This is a genomic window from Bacillus sp. FSL L8-0199 (assembly GCF_038005705.1).
Classification (GTDB): Bacteria; Bacillota; Bacilli; order Bacillales; family Bacillaceae_G; genus Bacillus_A; species Bacillus_A cereus.
In genome coordinates this window covers 4,259,851-4,280,832 of record NZ_JBBOTS010000001.1, presented here as the reverse complement: position 1 = coordinate 4,280,832, position 20,982 = coordinate 4,259,851, and the positions used below count along the sequence as shown (strand labels likewise).

Below are 20,982 nucleotides of genomic sequence, written 5' to 3'. Positions count from 1 at the left end.
TTGAGGAAAATTGGCATCATTGGCGGTACATTTGATCCGCCTCACTATGGACATTTGCTAATTGCAAATGAAGTATATCACGCTTTGAACTTGGAAGAAGTATGGTTCTTGCCAAACCAGATTCCGCCACATAAACAAGGGCGGAATATTACAAGTGTAGAAAGTCGTTTACATATGTTGGAGCTCGCGACTGAGGCAGAAGAACACTTTTCTATTTGTTTAGAAGAGCTAAGTAGGAAGGGCCCATCTTATACGTATGACACTATGTTACAATTGACGAAGAAGTATCCGGATGTGCAGTTTCACTTTATTATTGGTGGGGATATGGTTGAATATTTACCGAAGTGGTATAACATTGAAGCTTTACTTAATCTTGTAACGTTTGTTGGAGTTGCAAGACCTGGGTATACATTGCATACACCATATAAGATTACTACAGTGGAAATTCCGGAATTTGCAGTTTCTTCATCCTTATTACGTGAGAGATATAAAGAGAAGAAAACGTGTAAATATTTACTTCCTGAAAAAGTACAGGTATATATCGAGAGGAATGGGTTGTATGAATCGTGAGAATGCACTGCATATTGTCAAACAACAAATGCATGAAAAACGTTATATACACACGATTGGTGTAATGGAGACAGCGATTGAGCTTGCTAAGTTATACGGTGTGGACGAGAAAAAAGCAGAGATGGCAGCTATATTCCATGATTATGCGAAATGTAGAGCAATTTCAGAAATGGAAGAGATTATTAAACGTGAAGATTTGCCGAAAGATTTACTTTGCTATAACAAAGAGTTATGGCATGCACCTGTTGGGGCATACTTAGTAGAAAAAGAAGTAGGCATTACGGATTCTGAAATTTTGCAAGCTATTACATATCATACAAGTGGTCATGAGAATATGACGATGTTAGATAAAGTGATTTATGTAGCTGATTACATTGAACCTGGGCGAAAGTTTCCAGGAGTGGAAGAGGCTCGTAAACTCGCATATACGGATATAAATCAAGCTTTATTATTTGCGTTAAAGAGAACAATTCAATTTTTAATGGAAAAAGATCAGACGATTTATCCATTAACATTCCAAACATACAATGCAGTTATCAAGGAGGAAATGAGTAAATGAACGATAAAGATTTATTAGTATTAGCGGCAAAGGCAGCTGATGATAAGAGAGCAGAAGATATGGTTGTCCTAAATATGCAAGGTATTTCACCAATTGCAGATTATTTCATTATTTGTCACGGTAATTCAGATAAACAAGTACAAGCAATTGCACGTGAAATTAAATCAAAAGCACATGAGTTCCAAATCGACGTACAACGTATGGAAGGGTTTGACGAAGCACGTTGGGTATTAGTTGATCTTGGAGATGTAGTTGCTCATGTATTCCATAAAGATGAGCGTAATCACTATAATTTAGAGCGTCTATGGGGCGATGTGCCACGTGAAGATATTACAGAAGAGTTAGGCCAATGAAATACGAACAATTTGCATTGTTGTACGACGAACTAATGAATGATGTCCCTTATGATAAATGGGTGGAATTTACAGAGGGAAGTTTACAGCAGGCAGGTATGAAAGAGGCAAAAATTCTTGATGTAGCATGCGGTACAGGTAATGTAACCCTGCCGCTTGTGCAAAAGGGTTACGATTTAATAGGTGTCGATCTTTCAGAAGAAATGTTAACAGTCGCTCAGCAAAAACTAGGCGGAGAAGGGCATTTTATTCCTTTTTACCAACAAGATATGCGCGAGCTTGATGTTCCGGGTGAGTTTGACTGTGTAACGATTTTTTGTGATTCATTAAATTATGTATTGCAAGAAGATGGAGTACAAGAAACATTTAGAAGAGTATTTCACCATTTACGTCAAGATGGTTTGTTTTTATTTGATGTACACTCTTTATATAAAATACATCATGTATTTCAAAATGAAACGTATACAGTGAATGGAGAAGAAATATCTCTTATTTGGAATTGCTTCCCTGGTGAAGAATCAAATAGTGTAGAGCATGATTTAACATTCTTTGTTCAAGATCCAGAAGAAGATGTGTACCATCGGTTTGACGAATGTCACGTGCAACGTGCATATCAAGTGGAAGAGTTAACGAAATGGCTTGAAGAAGCAGGCTTTACAGTGCTTCGTGTAACAGGTGATTTTGAGCGACTTGAAGTTACAGAACAAACAGAGCGTATTTTCTTCATGGCGAAGAAAAACGGATAAAAACAAAAGCAACCGAGAAGGTTGCTTTTGTTTTATAAAGAAGATGTATTTTTAGTTCTAGCATAATCTAAAGATCGTATGCGTAAAGTGTGGGAATAGTAGTTGAAGTGAAAATGTATTGTAAAAAAGTAAGTATTTATAAAAAGGATTTGGAATGAAAATGACGTATTTATTATGTGTGTTTATTGAATTGCTGATCAACGCATTCTAAATCTTCATCAAATTTTTCATGTGTTCGCTCGATTAACTTATGGAACATATCTCCAACGTGTTCTTCTAAAACCCGAATGCCTTCCCCAGTAACGCCGCCTTTCACGCAAACCTTTTCTTGTAAGGTAGGTAATGTGAAGATTTCTTTTTCAAGTAATTTCCCCATCCCCACGACCATTTCACTTACTAAAGTAGTAGCCTCTTCGTGTGTAATATTTGTTTTATCTACAGCAGCGTTAATGAAGCATTGTAGTAAATAACTAAAGAAAGCAGGACCGCAACTTGCTATATCAGATGAAACGCGCGTTATATCTTCTTTTATTACAAGAGGTGTAGAAATGTTTTTGAATAGACGAAGTAGTTTTTGTTGCCATTCTTCAGAGCAATTATCTCCAAATGTAAATAGTGAGGCGCCAGAGAGCGCGCGATTTGTGATACTTGGAATGATACGCGCGACGTGGCAAGGTACGAGAGTCTCTAATTGTGATGGAGATATTGGACTTGTAATAGAAACTAAGCACGTTTCATCAGAAAAATGTTCAGCGTATTTTTTTAGGATAGGGTATATATCTATCGGCTTAACACAAATAAAAATAAGTTGTGATTGTTCGATTACTTCCGGGATTGTTTTTGCTATCTGAACAGAAGGGTATTTTTCTTTTATATGATATGCTTTTGCAGGCGTCCGATTAATGATTGTAAGGCAAGAAGGTTTGACAGCACGGGTTTCTAAAAATGCATCGATTAGTATATTTCCCATGTTTCCTGTCCCTATAATTCCTATGTTCAAAGTTTCATCCCTCCTTCGTAACAGCTTTCTCCTAAACAATATGAATGATGTTATAAATTTATGATTAGAGGTGTAAAATGATGTGGGATTTTCCGAAAAAGTGGTTAGGTTTAGTAGCTATTATTGGAACTTTACTTTTTCTTGTTTTTTGGAAAACGAATCAGAGTGTAGAACGAACGCCTATTACAATGAATGTACAAGAGAAGGAGATAGAAAAAAAGGGTAAACCGAAAATATCGGATACAAAGGAACAGAAAAGAACAATTATAATTGATGTGAAAGGAGCGGTTAGTAAAGAAGGGGTATATGAAATGAAGGAAGGAGATCGCGTAAAGGATGCGGTTCAAAAGGCTGGTGGTTTTTTATCAGAAGTAGATATGAAAAAAGTAAATTTAGCACAAATTGTACAAGATCAAATGCTTCTTTATATACCGAGTAAAAATGAGTCAGAACAAGGGGTGCTTACTTCTTCTAAGGAAGATGGCAAGATTCGAATAAATACAGCGGCGAAAGAACAACTAGAAAAAATTACAGGGATTGGCTCTCGAAAGGCAGAAAGTATTTTGAAATATCGAGAAGAACATGGTCCGTTTCAGAAAATAGAAGATTTATTAGAGATTGATGGGATTGGTGCGAAGTCTCTTGAAAAGATAAAAGATCAAATTATTATTCCGTAAAAGATTGACGAAGTTTTTCTTCTTTCGCTACACTACAAGTAGACAAAAAAGTAGGTGAAAAATATGGAACGAATTTCATGGGATCAATATTTTATGACGCAAAGCCATCTACTATCTTTGCGTAGTACATGTACAAGGCTTGCGGTAGGAGCGACAATCGTTCGCGATAAACGAATTATTGCTGGTGGGTATAATGGTTCAATTAAAGGTGGCGTACATTGTATAGATGATGGTTGTTACGTAATCGATAATCATTGTGTTCGGACAATTCATGCCGAAATGAATGCTTTATTACAATGTGCCAAGTTTGGTGCGAAAACAGAGGAAGCAGAAATTTACGTTACGCATTTCCCTTGTTTACAATGTTGTAAGGCGATTATTCAAAGTGGTATTACAGCGGTTTATTATGCACAGGATTATAAAAATCATCCATACGCCATAGAGTTATTTGAACAAGCGAACGTAACAGTGAAGCACGTTCCGCTAGAATATGATATTGCTGCATTAGAGGAGCAAAAACGTTATACAGAGTTGAAAGAATTATTTGCGTCTTTAGAAAAAGATAATTTATCAATGGAAGAATTACAGCATGTATTCACGAAAGCAAAAATGATGCTATAAGGAGTGAGTATAAGTTGCAGGAACAATGGGGGTATGTTGCAATCTCGTTTATAATAGGGGTTGCAATTGCTTTTTCCTCGTCACTTTTATTGATAGTTTTTTGCCTCTTTTTAAATGTTTTCTTCTGTTTATATCGCACTTCGCGTAAAACCTTCATTTTTTGTATTGTAGCGTGCTTTAGTAGCGCTATATACACTTCCTATGTTCAAACGTGGAATAAGCCTCTAGGGGAGTCCTATGGAGTTACAAGAGGGGTTATACAAAATACACCGCTTGTTAATGGGGATCGCCTATCTTTTCAATTTGAAGATCAGAATAAAAATATAGTGCAGTTAAGTTATAGAATCAAATCAGTCTTGGAAAAGAAAAAAATGCAACAATTATACGCAGGGATATCATGTGTATTCGAGGGTGAGAGGAAAGAACCGGAAACAGCTCGGAATTTTCATGGTTTTAATTACCGTGATTATTTATACAAACAACATATTCATTTCACATTTGAGGCTACATATATTTCTGAATGCTATAAAACATCACTGTCGCTCACGCAATGGATTCTTCTTTTGAGGCAACAAGCAATCTCGAAAGTTACAGAAATGTTTCCAGAGCAATCAGGTGCTTTTATGAATGCATTACTATTTGGTGATAGACAACAAATGACGTTTGAAGTGGAAGAGCAATATCAACAATTTGGTCTTGTACATTTGTTAGCAATTTCAGGTTCGCACATTGTATTGTTAATGGTGATAGTATATTTTATTTTGCTAAGAAGCGGTGTGACAAGGGAGGTAGCAACAATTTGCCTTATCGTTTGTATTCCTTTGTATATGGTTTTAGCAGGGGCGTCACCCTCTGTTATAAGAGCTTCTATAACAGGAGTTTTGATGTTGATTGCTTTTATGTGCTCGATTCGTTTATCTAGTTTAGATGCTTTAAGTGTAACAGCTATATGTATGCTTATATATGACCCTTATCTTGTTTTTAATATTGGATTTCAGTTTTCATTTGTAGGTAGCTTCGCTTTACTTTTGTCTGCTCCGTTATTGTTAGGGGGTAGCAACGGAGTAATCCGAAATTCTATTTATATTTCTATCATTTCACAGCTCGTTAGTACTCCGATTTTGTTATATCACTTTGGTTATTTTTCTCCATATAGCATTCTCCTCAATCTCTTATACGTTCCGTTTTTATCTATCATTGTATTACCATGTAGCATTATTATTTTACTGTGTATGCCAATTGTCCCGTTTCTCGCAAAAGGATTTGCGGATGTATTATCAATAGGCTTGAGTATGTCTAATGATTTTCTAAGTTATTGTGAAAGTTTACCATTTACCCAGCTTATCTTCGGGGAAACGCCCTTCAATCTTGTAGCTGTATATTGCGCGAGTATTGTCAGTATATTGATGGTTTGGGAAAGGAGAGCGCCGAAAAAAATAGTTTGTATAGTTGCGAGTGTATTTCTTTTTATTAGCACATGTCATTATATATATCCATATTTTAGAGGAAGCGGAAGTGTAACATTTATTGATGTTGGACAAGGTGATGCAATATTAATTCGCCTTCCGTATGATAAAGGGATTTATCTTATTGATACAGGTGGAACGCTTCGTGTGAATAAGGAAGAATGGCAACAAAAAAAGCATGAATTTTCTGTTGGAAATGATGTATTAATCCCCTTTTTACAAAAAGAAGGTATTAAAACAATTGATAAATTAATCGTAACGCATGGAGATGCAGATCATATAGGTGCTGCGCAAGAATTATTATCATATATACCTGTAAAAGAAGTGGTATTTGGCCGAAAGGGAAAAGATGCAGTATTAGAAAAAGTAGTAAAGAAACGGGCATTAGAAAAGGAAATGAAAATAACTGAAGTGGGGGAAGGGGAGAGTTGGAGTGTAAATGAAGCGGAATTTTTCGTTTTAGCTCCAAAAGGAAAAGAAAAAAGCGAAAATAACGCTTCAATTGTAATATGGGCAAAATTTGGAGGGTTGAAGTGGCTATTTACAGGCGATTTGGAAGAAGAAGGGGAAAAGGTTTTAGTAGAGGCATATCCAGATTTACAAGTGGATGTTTTAAAAGTTGCTCATCATGGGAGTAATACGTCATCTATAGAGCCTTTTTTGAACGTCATACAGCCTCGTGTAGCGATTATATCTGTTGGTAAGCAGAATAGGTATGGACACCCGCATAAAGAAGTGATAGAGCGTTTTGAGAAGATGGGGAGTGCGATATGGCGCACGGACAAGCAAGGTGCTATTTCCTATGTTTTTAAAGGGGAAAATGGAACCTTTAAAAGTAAAATCACATATGATAAAACACATAATAGATGAAAAAGAGAAGACTGCCATGAAGTGGCAGTCTTTAAGAACCGATAAATTTAATAACAGTTGCAATGATGAAAAGTGTTGCGAAAAAACCAAATGAGACGATAAATCCTACCCCTGAATCAATAGCGTCATTGCGTTTACTTTGAACGTTTTGTTCAAAATCATTCATTTAGAATCCCTCCCCAACATTCCACTTTAGTATAAAATATTGTCAGAAAAAAATCTACAATTTCCATATGAAGAGAAAACGAGCTTTTTTGTTACTTTTAAATCATGAAGTAATGTGAGTTTTTCGTTTCCAAGCATGTTAACAGTTGGCACTTATACTCAAATTTTTATTGCGAATAATAAAGGGAAGGTGATTACCGCACACCAATAAGAAACCCGGGGCTTATTGCGTGGCGTTTAATATAAATAAAGGGACGGGTTATAAAGCCTGTTCCTTTGTACTTGTAAAACAACAGCTAGGGCATTAGTATAAATATATATTGCCAAGTTAGGGAGTAGGAAAAAGTATGAGTGATATACATAAAAAAATTAAAAAGAAACAGTTTGCTCCGTTATATTTAATATATGGAACGGAAGCTTTTTTTATAAATGAAACGATAAAGCTTATTACGACAGAAGCACTTGAAGAAGAAGATCGAGAGTTTAATGTTGTGACATACGATTTAGAAGAAGCGTATTTAGAAGATGTGGTTGAGGATGCGCGTACGCTTCCTTTCTTCGGAGAACGGAAAGTACTGTTAATAAAATCACCGCTATTTTTGACTTCGCAAAAAGAAAAGTTAGAGCAAAATATAAAAATTTTAGAAGAATACATTGGTGAACCTTCTCCATTTTCTATTCTTGTTTTTGTTGCGCCTTACGAAAAACTTGATGAGCGAAAAAAAATTACAAAACTATTAAAGAAAACAGCAGATGTAGTAGAAGCGAATGCGATGCAAGTACAGGATGTTCAGAAGTGGATTGTTGCTCGTGCAGATGAAGTGCATGTGCATATTGATAACGCGGCTGTTAGTTTGTTGCTAGAGCTTGTGGGAAGTAATGTAACGATGTTGGCGAAGGAAATGGACAAGTTAACGTTATACGTTGGTATGGGCGGAGAGATTACGACGAAACTTGTTGCAGAGCTTGTGCCAAAATCAGTTGAGCAAAATGTATTTGCTTTGACAGAAAAAGTGGTGAAAAAAGATATTGCAGGTGCAATGCAAATTTTGGATGGATTATTTACGCAGCAGGAAGAGCCGATTAAATTGCTTGCGTTATTAGTGAGTCAATTCCGCTTGTTGTATCAAGTGAAAGAGCTACAGCAACGTGGTTATGGACAAAATCAAATTGCGTCTCATATTGGTGTACATCCGTATCGTGTAAAGTTAGCAATGAATCAAACGAAGTTTTTCTCTTTTGAAGAATTAAAAAAAGTGATTATAGAATTAGCGGAAGCTGATTATAGTATGAAGACGGGAAAGATGGATAAGAAGCTTGTGCTCGAATTTTTCTTAATGCGATTAAATCATATGTGATGACACAAAAAAGTTCATGTATTTAGTGCATGAACTTTTTTGTATATAAAAAAACGATCCAAATGGATCGTTTTTTAAACGCCTTACGCGTTTACTTGTTTCGCTAAGCGAGATTTTTGACGAGCTGCAGCGTTTTGGTGGATAAGACCTTTACGAGCTGCTTTGTCAAGTTTTTTAGAAGCAGTTTTGAAAGCTTCTTTAGCATTTTCAAGATCGTTATTAGTAACTAAAGCTTCTACAGTTTTAACAGCAGAACGCATGTCAGACTTGATAGAAGCGTTATGTGCACGACGCTCTTCGCTAAGTTTAGCGCGTTTGATAGCAGATTTGATGTTTGCCATACTTTTCACCTCCCTGGTGCAATCGAATGACTCGATTCTTACATAGAACAAGTGATATTCTATCAAACGGTGAAGAGAATTGCAATAGTATATCCATGAAATTTCACGTAAAGGAAAGAATGACCTTATATAACTTTGGGAAATCTAACGATATTTACTATGAATTACGGAGGAGATACGATGAAAGAACCATTAGATTTAAGTAAATATAGCATTAGAACTGACCTTGCTGTAGAAGCTCATCAAATGTTGCAAGAAAGCCAAGAAGAACAAAAAGGGATACAGGGAGTTATTGTAAAAGAGAGAGAAGAAGAAGGTACTATAATTACAAAAGTAACGATTGATGAAGCTGCCTCTGAAGCGATGGGGAAAAAACCTGGAAATTATTTAACACTTGAAGTACAAGGGATACGTCAGCAAGATACAGAACTTCAACAAAAAGTGGAGCGTATTTTTGCAAAAGAATTTTCTTGTTTCTTAGAAGAGGTTGGAGTTACAAAAGAAGCAAGCTGTTTAATTGTAGGTCTTGGGAATTGGAATGTAACACCAGATGCTCTTGGACCGATAGTTGTAGAAAATGTATTAGTAACGAGACATTTGTTTCAATTGCAGCCTGAAAGTGTAGAAGAAGGATTTAGGCCTGTTAGTGCAATTCGGCCGGGGGTAATGGGGATTACAGGAATCGAAACGAGCGATGTTATTTATGGAATTATTGAGAAGACGAACCCGGACTTTGTAATTGCAATTGATGCATTAGCTGCCCGTTCTATTGAACGAGTAAATAGCACGATACAAATTTCTGATACCGGAATCCATCCTGGATCAGGGGTTGGGAATAAACGTAAAGAACTAAGTAAAGACACATTAGGTATCCCTGTTATCGCAATTGGTGTTCCGACTGTGGTCGATGCTGTTTCGATTACAAGTGATACGATTGATTTTATTTTGAAACATTTTGGTCGAGAGATGAAAGAAGGAAATAAACCTTCACAATCTTTGTTACCAGCGGGATTTTCATTTGGAGAAAAGAAAAAATTAACAGAAGAAGATATGCCGGATGAAAAGAGCAGAAATATGTTTTTAGGTGCTGTTGGTACGTTGGAAGAAGAAGAAAAAAGAAGGCTGATTTATGAAGTGCTATCTCCTCTTGGTCATAATTTAATGGTAACCCCAAAAGAAGTAGATACTTTTATTGAGGATATGGCGAATGTAATAGCGAGTGGTTTAAATGCAGCGCTACATCATCAAATTGATCAAGATAATACGGGAGCATATACACATTGAGGGGAACGGATGATTATGGTTTGAGTCGCTTTGCGCTTTTGTGTATATGTAGTGTAGCTTTATGTTTACTTATGATGATAGCAGGAGTGGCACTTGCTAATCATGGTTTGAAAAGTATGAAAGGCTATCAGCAATTGTCATATGAACAAATAGCTCATATGACAGGGACAGAAAGTACAGGTGCTGAATCAGAAATTTTGGGTAGCTCGTTTTCGGCCTCAGAAAAACAACAGCAATTAGAACGTTTAAGAAGTTTTAATGTTGTAGAAGGAATTGGGATGGCGGTAGCAAGTGTAGCTTATGAAATGACGAAGTTCGGGACGGATATAGTTGTTGGGAAAATAAAAGGAATTTTTAGCTAAGAGTAACATGGGAGGCGGTTGTTTTACTGATTTGTAGGACAGCCGTTTTAAAATTTGAAAAGGGTTTGTCTCTTATGGTTTATTCGCATAAGATATAGATAGAATGATTTGTATCGTAAGCAGCACGAGTTTTCATTGAATCTTTGTTGCTCTATTGATATAATCAGTGCTAGTGTATATTGGCGAGACTATTAGGAGTTGAGAACATAGATGAATAAAGAAGAAAGAGCAAAAAGACAGTCCAAAATTCGTAATTTCTCTATTATTGCTCATATTGACCACGGAAAATCAACGTTAGCAGACCGTATTTTAGAGAAAACAAACGCGTTAACACAACGCGAAATGAAAGCTCAGTTGCTTGACTCTATGGATTTAGAGCGTGAGCGTGGTATTACAATCAAATTAAACGCAGTACAATTAAACTATAAAGCAAAAGATGGTGAAGAGTATATTCTTCATTTAATTGATACACCAGGACATGTCGACTTTACGTACGAAGTATCTCGTAGTTTAGCGGCTTGTGAAGGCGCGATTCTTGTAGTAGATGCAGCGCAAGGTATTGAAGCGCAAACGTTAGCAAACGTATACTTAGCGCTTGATAACAATTTGGAAATTTTACCAGTTATTAATAAAATCGACTTACCAAGTGCGGATCCAGAACGTGTACGTCAAGAGGTAGAAGATGTAATTGGTTTAGATGCATCAGAAGCGGTACTTGCTTCTGCGAAAGCTGGAATTGGTATTGAAGAAATTTTAGAACAAATTGTTGAAAAAGTACCAGCTCCGTCGGGTGATTCAGAAGAGCCATTACAATGTATGATTTTCGACTCTTTATATGATCCGTACCGCGGTGTAATTGCTTATATCCGTGTTGTAAATGGAACAGTAAAAGTTGGCGATAAAGTACGTATGATGGCAACGGGTAAAGAATTTGAAGTAACAGAAGTAGGTGTATTTACACCGAAAACTACGCAACGTGACGAGTTAACAGTAGGTGATGTAGGTTTCTTAGCAGCATCGATTAAAAATGTTGGTGACACACGTGTTGGTGATACGATTACACATGCGAAACGTCCAGCTGCAGAGCCGTTAGCAGGTTACCGTAAGTTAAACCCGATGGTATTCTGTGGTCTGTATCCAATTGACTCTGCTCGTTATAACGATTTACGTGATGCATTAGAAAAATTAGAGTTAAACGATTCTGCTCTTGAGTTTGAACCAGAAACATCTCAAGCGCTAGGATTTGGTTTCCGTTGTGGTTTCTTAGGGCTTCTTCACATGGAAATCATTCAAGAACGTATTGAACGTGAATTTAAGATTGACTTAATTACAACAGCGCCAAGCGTTATTTATAAAGTTTATTTAACTAACGGTGAAGATGTTATTGTTGATAACCCATCTAATATGCCAGATCCACAGTCTATCGATCGTGTAGAAGAGCCGTTTGTGAAGGCTTCAATTATGGTTCCGAATGACTATGTTGGAGCTGTAATGGAGATTTGCCAAGGTAAACGTGGAACGTTTATTGATATGCAATATTTAGATGAAACGCGTGTTACATTAACATATGAAATCCCGTTATCAGAAATCGTATATGACTTCTTCGATCAATTGAAATCAAATACGAAAGGGTATGCATCATTTGACTACGAGTTAATTGGCTATAAACCATCTAAACTTGTGAAAATGGATATTCTTTTAAATAATGAACAAGTGGATGCTTTATCATTTATCGTACACCGTGATTCAGCGTATGACCGTGGTAAAGTAATCGTAGAGAAATTAAAAGAATTAATTCCGAGACAACAATTTGAAGTGCCAATTCAGGCGACTATCGGAAATAAAGTTGTAGCACGTTCTACAATTAAAGCGATGCGTAAAAACGTACTTGCAAAATGTTACGGTGGTGACATTTCTCGTAAGCGTAAACTTCTTGATAAGCAAAAAGAAGGTAAAAAACGTATGAAGTCTGTTGGTTCTGTAGAAGTACCGCAAGAGGCATTTATGGCTGTACTGAAAATGGATGACAACTAATATTTGAAATAAAAAAGAAGTCGTTTGTGCGGCTTCTTTTTTCTGTATAATTACTTTTTAGACATCTGAGCAGCTCTCATTTACAATAATGAGAGAGCTTTTTAGTTCATATAGAGTTAGGAGATTGTTAATGTCCGAAAATATTCGAAAAGATATTCAAGAAAAAATACAAAATGGTAATTTTAATTGTGAAAAGGAATTGACGCTTTCTATTATTAGTGGAAAGTGGAAAGTTGTGATACTGTGGCATCTTGGTGTGGAAGGGCCACATCGTTTCAGTGAATTACAACGGTTATTCCCAAGCATTTCTCATAAAGTTTTGTCGAACCAATTAAAAGAGTTAATGGAAGATGGAATTGTTGATCGGACAGTATATCCCGAAATTCCTCCTCGCGTTGAGTATTATATGACGGAACTAGGCATGTCACTTTTACCGATCGTTGAAATGATGTATGATTGGGGAAAAATGCGAATGGAACAAATTCGTAATACGTTAGAGAAGTAGAGAACCCTCCGGAGTGCGGAGGTTTTCTTTTTAGAAAGGTAGGAGTTATATTTGGTACAAGCTGCATATATTCATATTCCGTTTTGTCAGCACATTTGTCACTATTGTGATTTTAATAAAGTGTTTATTGAACGCCAACCGGTTGATCAATATTTAGATTATTTAGAGAAGGAAATAATAAATACGGTTCAAAAAGTTCCGTTTGATAGTATAAAAACGATTTTTGTGGGCGGGGGAACTCCGACAGCGTTAAATATGGAACAGACAAAAAAATTACTCGAGATTATTAATCGTCATTTGCGTCCGTTCGCCCCAAATTGTGAATTAACATTTGAAGCGAATCCAGGAGATCTGCCGAAAGAGAAGTTGAATGTACTGCTAGAAGGTGGAGTGAATCGAATTAGTTTTGGTGTGCAAACGTTCCGTGATGAACTGCTTGAGAAAATCGGGCGCAAGCATACGAGGGAAGATGCATTCCTCGCGATTCGAGAAGCACAGGAAGTAGGATTTAAAAATATTAATGTAGATATTATTTATGCTTTGCCAGGACAGACGATAGAAGATGTAAAAGAAACATTAGATATTGCTTTTACGCTTGATGTACAACATTTCTCTGCATATTCATTAATTGTGGAACCTAAAACAGTGTTTTATAACTTAATGAACAAAGGGAAATTGCGTCTTCCGGGTGAAGACCATGAAGCGAAAATGTATGAAATAGTAATGGATGAAATGGAGAAACACGGTTATAACCAGTATGAAATTAGTAATTTCTCAAAAGGTGACAATAAAAGTAGACATAATCTCACATACTGGAATAATGAAGAGTATTATGGATTTGGAGCTGGAGCTCATAGTTATGTGAACGGGGAACGTATTCAAAATGTAGGTCCGCTGAAGCAATATTTTAATAAAATTGATGAAACAGGATTTCCGTATTTAGATGTTCACAAAGTGACGGAGAAAGAAAGAATGGAAGAAGAGCTGTTCTTAGGGCTTCGAAAAACAAAAGGTGTTTCTAAAACGGCGTTCCGCAATAAATTTAATGTAGAGATGGATCAAGTTTTCGCGAAGCAGTTACAAAGCAACCAAGAGCAGGGATTGCTTGAAGAGGAAGATGGGCATGTGCGTTTAACGCGAAAAGGAAAATTATTAGGGAATGAAGTATTCCAATCATTTTTGATTGACTAATTAAATGTTCCATAGGCGTGAAAAAGTTTCATTATTTCGTGACGTTTCCGTTGACAATTGAATGTCAATTTTGGTAAGTTATTAATAGATTTAGCACTCAAAGACAAAGAGTGCTAACAGAGGTGATGATGAGATGCTTACGGAACGTCAGCTCTTAATTTTACAAACAATTATTGATGACTTTATTGGATCAGCGCAGCCCGTTGGGTCTAGAACGTTGGCTAAAAAAGATGAAATTACATTTAGTTCAGCTACTATTCGAAATGAAATGGCGGACTTAGAAGAATTAGGTTTTATTGAAAAAACGCACAGTTCTTCTGGACGTGTTCCTTCTGAGAAAGGCTACCGATTTTATGTAGACCATCTTTTAGCACCGCAAAACTTACCGAACGCTGAAATTGTACAAATTAAAGATTTATTTGCTGAAAGAATTTTTGAAGCGGAAAAAATTGCACAACAATCTGCTCAAATTTTATCAGAACTTACGAATTATACGGCCATTGTTCTTGGACCGAAGTTAAGTACAAATAAACTTAAAAATGTACAAATTGTGCCGCTTGATCGTCAAACTGCTGTCGCTATTATTGTAACCGATACAGGGCATGTACAAAGTAAAACGATTACCGTTCCGGAATCTGTTGATTTATCAGATTTAGAAAAAATGGTTAATATTTTAAATGAAAAGCTATCTGGCGTACCGATGGAAGAACTTCATAATAAAATCTTTAAGGAGATTGTTACAGTTTTACGTGGGTATGTTCATAATTACGATAGTGCAATAAAAATGTTGGATGGTACATTTCAAGTTCCGTTATCGGAAAAGATATACTTTGGAGGAAAAGCAAATATGCTTTCGCAGCCAGAGTTCCATGACATTCAAAAGGTTAGATCTTTACTTACCATGATTGATAATGAAGCCGAATTTTATGACATTTTGCGTCATAAACAAGTCGGGATTCAAGTGAAAATTGGTAGGGAAAACTCTTCGACGGCTATGGAGGATTGTAGTTTAATTTCTGCAACATATTCGATCGGCGAAGAGCAACTTGGAACAATTGCTATTTTAGGTCCTACGAGAATGCAATATTCTCGTGTAATTAGTTTGTTACAGTTATTTACGAGACAATTTACTGATGGACTTAAAAAGTAAATGAGAGTAATACATTCGCTCAAGTGATGAAATTTTCATTGCTGTGTGTAATATATAATGCTTAGGTAATCATGCTATGCATGATACCTAATACCTTTTAAGGAGGTGAATATTGTGGAAGAGCGTAACGAACAAGTGGTAGAAGAAGTAAAAGAAGCGCAAGTTGAAGAAGCTGTCACGCCAGAAAACAGTGAAGAAACTGTAGAAGAAAAAAGTGAGGCTGCTCTTTTACAAGAAAAAGTAGATGAGCTACAAGCGAAACTAACGGAAACGGAAGGTCGCACATTACGTCTACAAGCTGATTTTGAAAATTATAAGCGCCGTGTCCAAATGGATAAACAGGCTGCTGAAAAATATAGAGCACAAAGTCTAGTTTCAGACATCTTGCCAGCTCTTGATAATTTTGAAAGAGCAATGCAAGTGGAAGCGACTGATGAGCAAACGAAATCCTTGTTACAAGGTATGGAAATGGTGCATCGTCAATTGTTAGAAGCGCTGACTAAAGAAGGTGTGGAAGTGATTGAAGCTGTTGGTAAACAGTTTGATCCTAATGAACACCAAGCTATTATGCAAGTAGAAGATAGTGAATTTGAATCAAACGCGGTTGTGGAAGAATTCCAAAAAGGTTATAAACTAAAAGACCGTGTGATTCGCCCATCAATGGTAAAAGTAAATCAATAATTTACATAAAACTAGGAGGATTCGCCATGAGTAAAATTATCGGTATTGACTTAGGTACAACAAACTCTTGTGTAGCTGTTATGGAAGGTGGAGAACCAAAGGTTATCCCAAATCCAGAAGGAAACCGTACAACACCTTCTGTTGTAGCTTTCAAAAATGAAGAACGTCAAGTTGGGGAAGTTGCAAAGCGCCAAGCAATTACAAACCCAAATACAATCATGTCTGTTAAACGTCATATGGGTACAGACTACAAAGTAGAAGTTGAAGGTAAAGAGTATACACCTCAAGAAATTTCTGCAATCATTTTACAAAACTTAAAAGCTTCTGCTGAAGCATACTTAGGTGAAACAGTAACGAAAGCTGTTATTACAGTACCTGCATACTTCAACGATGCAGAGCGTCAAGCAACGAAAGATGCTGGTCGTATCGCTGGTTTAGAAGTTGAGCGTATCATTAACGAGCCAACAGCAGCAGCACTTGCTTACGGTTTAGAAAAACAAGACGAAGAACAAAAAATCTTAGTATATGACTTAGGTGGCGGTACATTTGACGTATCTATCCTTGAGTTAGCAGACGGTACATTCGAAGTTATTTCAACTGCTGGTGACAACCGTCTTGGTGGCGATGACTTTGACCAAGTTATCATCGATCACTTAGTAGCTGAGTTCAAAAAAGAAAATAACATTGATTTAAGCCAAGATAAAATGGCGCTTCAACGCTTGAAAGATGCAGCTGAAAAAGCGAAAAAAGATCTTTCTGGTGTAACACAAACTCAAATTTCATTACCATTCATTAGTGCTGGAGCTGCTGGTCCATTACACTTAGAATTAACGTTAACAAGAGCGAAATTCGAAGAGCTTTCAGCAGGTCTTGTTGAAAGAACATTAGAGCCAACTCGTCGTGCATTAAAAGACGCTGGTTTTGCTCCAAGCGAATTAGATAAAGTTATTCTTGTTGGTGGATCTACTCGTATCCCAGCTGTACAAGAAGCTATTAAACGTGAAACTGGTAAAGAGCCATATAAAGGTGTAAACCCTGATGAAGTTGTAGCATTAGGTGCTGCAGTTCAAGGTGGCGTACTTACTGGTGATGTAGAAGGCGTTCTATTATTAGACGTAACTCCACTTTCTTTAGGTATTGAAACTATGGGTGGCGTGTTCACGAAATTAATCGAGCGTAACACTACAATTCCAACAAGTAAGTCACAAGTATTCTCGACAGCTGCTGATAATCAACCAGCAGTAGACATTCACGTATTACAAGGTGAGCGTCCAATGTCGGCTGACAACAAAACGTTAGGTCGTTTCCAATTAACTGACCTTCCACCAGCACCACGTGGTATTCCACAAATCGAAGTAACATTCGATATTGATGCGAACGGTATCGTTAACGTACGTGCGAAAGACTTAGGAACAAGCAAAGAGCAAGCTATTACAATCCAATCTTCTTCAGGTCTTTCTGATGAAGAAGTAGAACGTATGGTACAAGAAGCGGAAGCAAATGCTGACGCTGACCAAAAACGTAAGGAAGAAGTTGAACTTCGTAACGAAGCTGACCAACTTGTATTCCAAACAGACAAAGTTGTAAAAGATTTAGAAGGTAAAGTAGATGCAGCTGAAGTTGCAAAAGCAACAGAAGCGAAAGAAGCATTACAAGCTGCAATTGAGAAAAACGAGCTTGAAGAAATTCGTGCGAAAAAAGATGCTTTACAAGAAATCGTACAACAATTAACTGTTAAATTATACGAGCAAGCTCAAGCAGCTGCTGGTCAAGCAGAAGGTGCGCAAGGTGCACAAGACGCTGGCGCAAAGAAAGACAATGTAGTTGACGCTGAGTTTGAAGAAGTAAAAGAAGACAAGTAATTCAACTGTAAACATAATAAGTAAGATGACAAAAAGTCAAAGTCAAGCGTGCCTTGACTTTGGCTTTTTTCACGAATGAGAAGCGATGTGTGAGGATCTTAAGTTTTTCGCTTTGCATACTGTAAGTGAGGAAACTTTGTTGCAAAGCACTTTCTTTCGGTGTTAAAATTACGTTTATGTGAAAGATTCGGGGGTTGTAAATTTATGAGTAAACGAGACTATTATGAGGTCCTTGGACTTAGCAAGGGCGCTTCAACAGATGAAATTAAAAAAGCGTATCGTCGTTTGGCTAAAAAATACCATCCAGACGTAAGCAAAGAAGAAAATGCAATTGAAAAGTTTAAAGAAGTACAAGAAGCATACGAAGTGTTAAGTGATGATCAAAAGCGTGCACAGTACGATCAATTTGGTCATGCTGGTGCAAATCAAGGATTCGGTGGATTTGGCGGCGGAGGAGACTTCGGCGGTGGCTTCGGTTTTGAAGATATATTTAGTTCTTTCTTCGGCGGTGGCGGTGGCAGACGTCGTGATCCAAATGCTCCGCGCCAAGGTGCTGACTTACAATATCAAGTCACTTTAGATTTTGAAGAAGCTATTTTTGGTAAGGAATTAAATGTGGAAATTCCAGTAGAAGATCCATGTGATACTTGTAAAGGTAGTGGAGCAAAACCAGGAACTTCAAAAGAAACATGTAAACATTGTTCAGGCTCTGGTCAAGTGAGTGTAGAACAAAACACGCCGTTTGGTCGTATCGTAAACCGTCAAGCTTGTGGTCATTGTTCAGGAACTGGACAAATTATTAAAGAAAAATGTACGACATGTCACGGTTCAGGTAAAGTTCGTAAACGTAAAAAAATCAATGTTAAAATTCCAGCGGGTATCGATAATGGTCAACAAATTCGTGTGTCTGGAAAAGGTGAAGCCGGCGTAAATGGCGGACCAGCAGGAGACTTATATGTTGTCGTTCATGTAAGAAATCATGAATTCTTCGAGCGTGAAGGAGATCACATTATTTGCGAAATGCCATTAACATTTGCGCAAATGGCGCTTGGTGATGAAGTGGAAGTTCCTACTGTTCATGGTAAAGTGAAGCTGAAAATTCCAGCAGGAACACAAACTGGAACAGAATTCCGCTTAAAAGGAAAAGGTGCTCCGAACGTACGTGGATACGGCCAAGGAGATCAATATGTAGTCGTTCGTGTTGTTGTACCGACGAAATTGACTTCGCAGCAAAAAGATTTATTACGTGAATTTGCAGGACAAGAAGAGCAGGATGATAGTTTATTCGGAAAGCTTAAACGTGCTTTCAAAGGGGAATAATGGAAATAAAAAATGGAGTTGGTAAATTGTGAAATGGTCAGAAATTAGTATTCATACAACAGAAGAAGCAGTAGAAGCTGTCTCTCATATTTTACATGAAGCTGGTGCTAGCGGAGTTGCGATTGAGGATCCAGCGGAGTTAACGAAAGAGCGCGAGCAACAATATGGTGAAATTTATGCATTGAACCCAGATGAATATCCGGCGGAAGGTGTATTAATAAAAGCGTATTTCCCGCAAACGGATTCTTTACATGAAACGATTGCAGGTGTAAAATCATCTATTGATGTGCTTCCATCTTACGACATCGAAATTGGTACTGGAAATATTACCGTTAACGAAGTCAATGAAGAAGATTGGGCTACTGCTTGGAAAAAATATTACCATCCAGTACAAATTTCTGATACATTCACAATCGTACCGACTTGGGAAGAATATACACCATCTTCTCCTGATGAAAAAATCATTGAATTAGATCCGGGTATGGCGTTTGGTACAGGAACTCATCCAACAACAACGATGTGTATCCGTGCTTTAGAAAAAACAGTACAGCCAGGTGACACTATTATTGATGTAGGAACAGGTTCTGGTGTACTTAGTATTGCGGCTGCAAAATTAGGTGCGTCTTCTGTTCAAGCATATGATTTAGATCCGGTTGCGGTTGAAAGTGCAGAAATAAATGTACGTTTAAATAAAACAGATGATATCGTGTCTGTTGGACAAAATAGTCTTTTAGAAGGTATTGAAGGTCCTGTTGATTTAATCGTAGCTAACTTATTAGCAGAGATTATTCTATTATTCCCTGAAGATGCAGCAAGAGTTGTGAAGTCAGGTGGATTATTTATTACATCGGGCATTATTGCTGCGAAGGAAAAAGTAATTTCTGAGGCGTTAGAACAAGCTGGATTTACAATTGAAGAAGTGTTACGAATGGAAGATTGGGTAGCAATTATTGCACGAAATGCGTAATATAGATTTTAGTCTATAATGAAAAGGGGAGTCTCTCACTATAAGGTGAGAGACTTGCCGTTTGTTATATGAAAAATGATAACGTTTCGTTCTTTTCGTAAGTGTTGACTTACGAAAGGAACGAAACTCTACTAAGGTGATTATATGCAACGTTATTTTGTAGAAGAGAAATATGTAAATGAGACAAGTATTCGGATTGTAGGTGATGACGTACATCATATCGCAAGAGTGATGCGTATGTCAGCTGGTGATCATATTTATTGCTGTGTAAACGGAAAAACAGCAGTATGTTCAATTGATGAAATTACCAGTGAATTTATTAATACGGCTATTGTAGAATGGGTAGAGGCGTCAAGTGAACTTCCTGTTTTCGTGACGATTGCAAGTGGACTGCCAAAAGGAGACAAGCTAGAGTTAATTTTTCAAAAAGGAACTGAGCTTGGGGCAGCTGCATTCTTACCATTTCAAGCATCTCGCTCTATCGTAAAATGGGATGCGAAAAAAGCTGATAAAAAAGTTGAGCGTTTAAGAAAAATTGTGAAAGAAGCTGCGGAACAATCACATAGAAGTGAAATTCCAGAAGTACATGCTCCGGCATCATTTAAGCAATTGCTTTCAATGAGTGGTGAGTATGATGTTTGTCTTGTTGCTTACGAAGAGGAAGCAAAACAAGGTGAGAAATCTAATTTTGCGAAAGCTTTAACGACAATGAAACCAGGTCAAAAGCTATTGATTGTATTTGGCCCAGAAGGCGGTTTAGCTGAGGAAGAGATTACAGCGCTTCGTGAACATAAATTTGTACCATGTAGTTTAGGACCAAGAATTTTAAGAACAGAAACGGCGCCGTTATACGCGTTAAGTGCTGCTTCGTATCATTTTGAATTGATGGGGTGATGATCA

Annotated in this window: 22 protein-coding genes; 19 read left to right on the top strand and 3 right to left on the bottom strand. The window is 37.1% G+C overall.

Annotated elements, in window-relative coordinates; translation table 11 throughout:
• The 4 genes from nadD to NST86_RS21970 are packed head-to-tail and all read left to right on the top strand — an operon-like array spanning nucleotide 1 to nucleotide 2,228.
• A complete protein-coding gene (gene nadD / locus NST86_RS21985) occupies nucleotides 1-570 on the top strand; it encodes a nicotinate-nucleotide adenylyltransferase (RefSeq protein WP_001226048.1) in 570 nt (189 codons plus the stop codon).
• Entirely contained in the window at nucleotides 560-1,129 is a 570-nt protein-coding gene (yqeK, locus tag NST86_RS21980; protein ID WP_001078477.1) for a bis(5'-nucleosyl)-tetraphosphatase (symmetrical) YqeK, read from the top strand. Before nadD ends, yqeK begins: the two co-directional genes overlap by 11 nt.
• The gene (gene rsfS / locus NST86_RS21975) at nucleotides 1,126-1,482 is read left to right on the top strand and encodes a ribosome silencing factor (protein WP_000998173.1); all 357 of its coding nucleotides are present in this window, start codon (nucleotides 1,126-1,128) and stop codon (nucleotides 1,480-1,482) included. Before yqeK ends, rsfS begins: the two co-directional genes overlap by 4 nt.
• Nucleotides 1,479-2,228, top strand: coding sequence for a class I SAM-dependent methyltransferase (locus NST86_RS21970; RefSeq protein ID WP_000873080.1), 750 nt, complete (start codon nucleotides 1,479-1,481; stop codon nucleotides 2,226-2,228). The genes rsfS and NST86_RS21970 overlap by 4 nt, the downstream gene beginning before the upstream one ends.
• Before the next feature lie 172 nt (nucleotides 2,229-2,400).
• On the opposite strand, the gene comER is transcribed toward NST86_RS21970, so the two are convergent.
• Nucleotides 2,401-3,228, bottom strand: coding sequence for a late competence protein ComER (gene comER / locus NST86_RS21965; RefSeq protein ID WP_001020560.1), 828 nt, complete (start codon nucleotides 3,226-3,228; stop codon nucleotides 2,401-2,403).
• 77 nt (nucleotides 3,229-3,305) lie between these two features.
• Between comER and NST86_RS21960 the strand changes: the two genes are divergently transcribed.
• The 3 genes from NST86_RS21960 to NST86_RS21950 all read left to right on the top strand — a co-directional run bounded on the left by NST86_RS21960 (nucleotide 3,306) and on the right by NST86_RS21950 (nucleotide 6,862).
• Nucleotides 3,306-3,905: a helix-hairpin-helix domain-containing protein gene (locus tag NST86_RS21960; RefSeq protein ID WP_000989937.1), complete on the top strand. Its 600-nt coding sequence runs from the start codon at nucleotides 3,306-3,308 to the stop codon at nucleotides 3,903-3,905.
• 63 nt (nucleotides 3,906-3,968) lie between these two features.
• On the top strand, nucleotides 3,969-4,526 hold the full coding sequence (locus NST86_RS21955) for a ComE operon protein 2 (RefSeq protein ID WP_000439773.1): 558 nt from the start codon (nucleotides 3,969-3,971) through the stop codon (nucleotides 4,524-4,526).
• A 14-nt stretch (nucleotides 4,527-4,540) separates the two neighbouring features.
• Nucleotides 4,541-6,862, top strand: coding sequence for a DNA internalization-related competence protein ComEC/Rec2 (locus tag NST86_RS21950; RefSeq protein ID WP_061663045.1), 2,322 nt, complete (start codon nucleotides 4,541-4,543; stop codon nucleotides 6,860-6,862).
• 31 nt (nucleotides 6,863-6,893) lie between these two features.
• Here NST86_RS21950 and NST86_RS21945 read toward each other — a convergent pair whose 3' ends face one another.
• Nucleotides 6,894-7,028 carry a YqzM family protein gene (locus NST86_RS21945; RefSeq protein ID WP_000997609.1) on the bottom strand — a complete coding sequence of 45 codons (135 nt, stop codon included), beginning with the start codon at nucleotides 7,026-7,028 and terminating at the stop codon, nucleotides 6,894-6,896.
• Between the two features lie 346 nt (nucleotides 7,029-7,374).
• Here NST86_RS21945 and holA point away from each other — a divergent pair, with 346 nt between their 5' ends.
• Nucleotides 7,375-8,385, top strand: a complete 1,011-nt coding sequence (holA, locus tag NST86_RS21940) for a DNA polymerase III subunit delta (protein WP_001279908.1) — start codon at nucleotides 7,375-7,377, stop codon at nucleotides 8,383-8,385.
• Nucleotides 8,386-8,468: 83 nt separating this feature from the next.
• Here the strand turns inward: holA and rpsT are convergent, their stop codons facing one another.
• Nucleotides 8,469-8,726, bottom strand: coding sequence for a 30S ribosomal protein S20 (gene rpsT, locus NST86_RS21935; RefSeq protein WP_001274011.1), 258 nt, complete (start codon nucleotides 8,724-8,726; stop codon nucleotides 8,469-8,471).
• A 180-nt stretch (nucleotides 8,727-8,906) separates the two neighbouring features.
• On the opposite strand from rpsT, the gene gpr reads away from it, so the two are divergent.
• The 11 genes from gpr (at nucleotide 8,907) to NST86_RS21880 (ending at nucleotide 20,976) form a co-directional block, all read left to right on the top strand.
• Nucleotides 8,907-10,010, top strand: a complete 1,104-nt coding sequence (gpr, locus tag NST86_RS21930; protein WP_227593078.1) for a GPR endopeptidase — start codon at nucleotides 8,907-8,909, stop codon at nucleotides 10,008-10,010.
• A complete protein-coding gene (locus NST86_RS21925; protein ID WP_001215034.1) occupies nucleotides 10,007-10,372 on the top strand; it encodes a YqxA family protein in 366 nt (121 codons plus the stop codon). The genes gpr and NST86_RS21925 overlap by 4 nt, the downstream gene beginning before the upstream one ends.
• A 210-nt stretch (nucleotides 10,373-10,582) precedes the next feature.
• Nucleotides 10,583-12,406 (top strand): elongation factor 4, encoded by a 1,824-nt coding sequence (gene lepA / locus NST86_RS21920; RefSeq protein ID WP_001030951.1) that lies wholly within the window; start codon nucleotides 10,583-10,585, stop codon nucleotides 12,404-12,406.
• 130 nt (nucleotides 12,407-12,536) lie between these two features.
• Nucleotides 12,537-12,911 carry a winged helix-turn-helix transcriptional regulator gene (locus NST86_RS21915; RefSeq protein WP_001293546.1) on the top strand — a complete coding sequence of 125 codons (375 nt, stop codon included), beginning with the start codon at nucleotides 12,537-12,539 and terminating at the stop codon, nucleotides 12,909-12,911.
• 51 nt (nucleotides 12,912-12,962) lie between these two features.
• Entirely contained in the window at nucleotides 12,963-14,102 is a 1,140-nt protein-coding gene (hemW, locus tag NST86_RS21910; protein ID WP_044795883.1) for a radical SAM family heme chaperone HemW, read from the top strand.
• A gap of 133 nt (nucleotides 14,103-14,235) precedes the next feature.
• Nucleotides 14,236-15,252: a heat-inducible transcriptional repressor HrcA gene (gene hrcA / locus NST86_RS21905; protein ID WP_000954941.1), complete on the top strand. Its 1,017-nt coding sequence runs from the start codon at nucleotides 14,236-14,238 to the stop codon at nucleotides 15,250-15,252.
• 114 nt (nucleotides 15,253-15,366) lie between these two features.
• Entirely contained in the window at nucleotides 15,367-15,933 is a 567-nt protein-coding gene (gene grpE / locus NST86_RS21900) for a nucleotide exchange factor GrpE (protein WP_000392711.1), read from the top strand.
• 26 nt (nucleotides 15,934-15,959) lie between these two features.
• Nucleotides 15,960-17,795 (top strand): chaperone protein DnaK, encoded by a 1,836-nt coding sequence (gene dnaK, locus NST86_RS21895; protein WP_000034706.1) that lies wholly within the window; start codon nucleotides 15,960-15,962, stop codon nucleotides 17,793-17,795.
• A 204-nt stretch (nucleotides 17,796-17,999) separates the two neighbouring features.
• Nucleotides 18,000-19,115, top strand: a complete 1,116-nt coding sequence (gene dnaJ, locus NST86_RS21890; RefSeq protein WP_000043947.1) for a chaperone protein DnaJ — start codon at nucleotides 18,000-18,002, stop codon at nucleotides 19,113-19,115.
• Nucleotides 19,116-19,143: 28 nt separating this feature from the next.
• The gene (gene prmA / locus NST86_RS21885; RefSeq protein WP_061663044.1) at nucleotides 19,144-20,082 is read left to right on the top strand and encodes a 50S ribosomal protein L11 methyltransferase; all 939 of its coding nucleotides are present in this window, start codon (nucleotides 19,144-19,146) and stop codon (nucleotides 20,080-20,082) included.
• A 144-nt stretch (nucleotides 20,083-20,226) separates the two neighbouring features.
• Nucleotides 20,227-20,976, top strand: coding sequence for a 16S rRNA (uracil(1498)-N(3))-methyltransferase (locus tag NST86_RS21880; RefSeq protein ID WP_001190159.1), 750 nt, complete (start codon nucleotides 20,227-20,229; stop codon nucleotides 20,974-20,976).
• The last annotated feature ends 6 nt before the right edge of the window (nucleotides 20,977-20,982 follow it).

Coding starts and splice junctions, on each gene's coding strand:
- yqeK (WP_001078477.1), top strand. CDS start 560: ATGAATCGTGAGAATGCACTGCATATTGTCAAACAACAAATGCATGAA.
- NST86_RS21915 (WP_001293546.1), top strand. CDS start 12,537: ATGTCCGAAAATATTCGAAAAGATATTCAAGAAAAAATACAAAATGGT.
- NST86_RS21955 (WP_000439773.1), top strand. CDS start 3,969: ATGGAACGAATTTCATGGGATCAATATTTTATGACGCAAAGCCATCTA.
- NST86_RS21970 (WP_000873080.1), top strand. CDS start 1,479: ATGAAATACGAACAATTTGCATTGTTGTACGACGAACTAATGAATGAT.
- NST86_RS21945 (WP_000997609.1), bottom strand. CDS start 7,028: ATGAATGATTTTGAACAAAACGTTCAAAGTAAACGCAATGACGCTATT.
- hrcA (WP_000954941.1), top strand. CDS start 14,236: ATGCTTACGGAACGTCAGCTCTTAATTTTACAAACAATTATTGATGAC.
- holA (WP_001279908.1), top strand. CDS start 7,375: ATGAGTGATATACATAAAAAAATTAAAAAGAAACAGTTTGCTCCGTTA.
- gpr (WP_227593078.1), top strand. CDS start 8,907: ATGAAAGAACCATTAGATTTAAGTAAATATAGCATTAGAACTGACCTT.
- rpsT (WP_001274011.1), bottom strand. CDS start 8,726: ATGGCAAACATCAAATCTGCTATCAAACGCGCTAAACTTAGCGAAGAG.
- rsfS (WP_000998173.1), top strand. CDS start 1,126: ATGAACGATAAAGATTTATTAGTATTAGCGGCAAAGGCAGCTGATGAT.
- NST86_RS21960 (WP_000989937.1), top strand. CDS start 3,306: ATGATGTGGGATTTTCCGAAAAAGTGGTTAGGTTTAGTAGCTATTATT.
- dnaJ (WP_000043947.1), top strand. CDS start 18,000: ATGAGTAAACGAGACTATTATGAGGTCCTTGGACTTAGCAAGGGCGCT.
- dnaK (WP_000034706.1), top strand. CDS start 15,960: ATGAGTAAAATTATCGGTATTGACTTAGGTACAACAAACTCTTGTGTA.
- lepA (WP_001030951.1), top strand. CDS start 10,583: ATGAATAAAGAAGAAAGAGCAAAAAGACAGTCCAAAATTCGTAATTTC.
- NST86_RS21880 (WP_001190159.1), top strand. CDS start 20,227: ATGCAACGTTATTTTGTAGAAGAGAAATATGTAAATGAGACAAGTATT.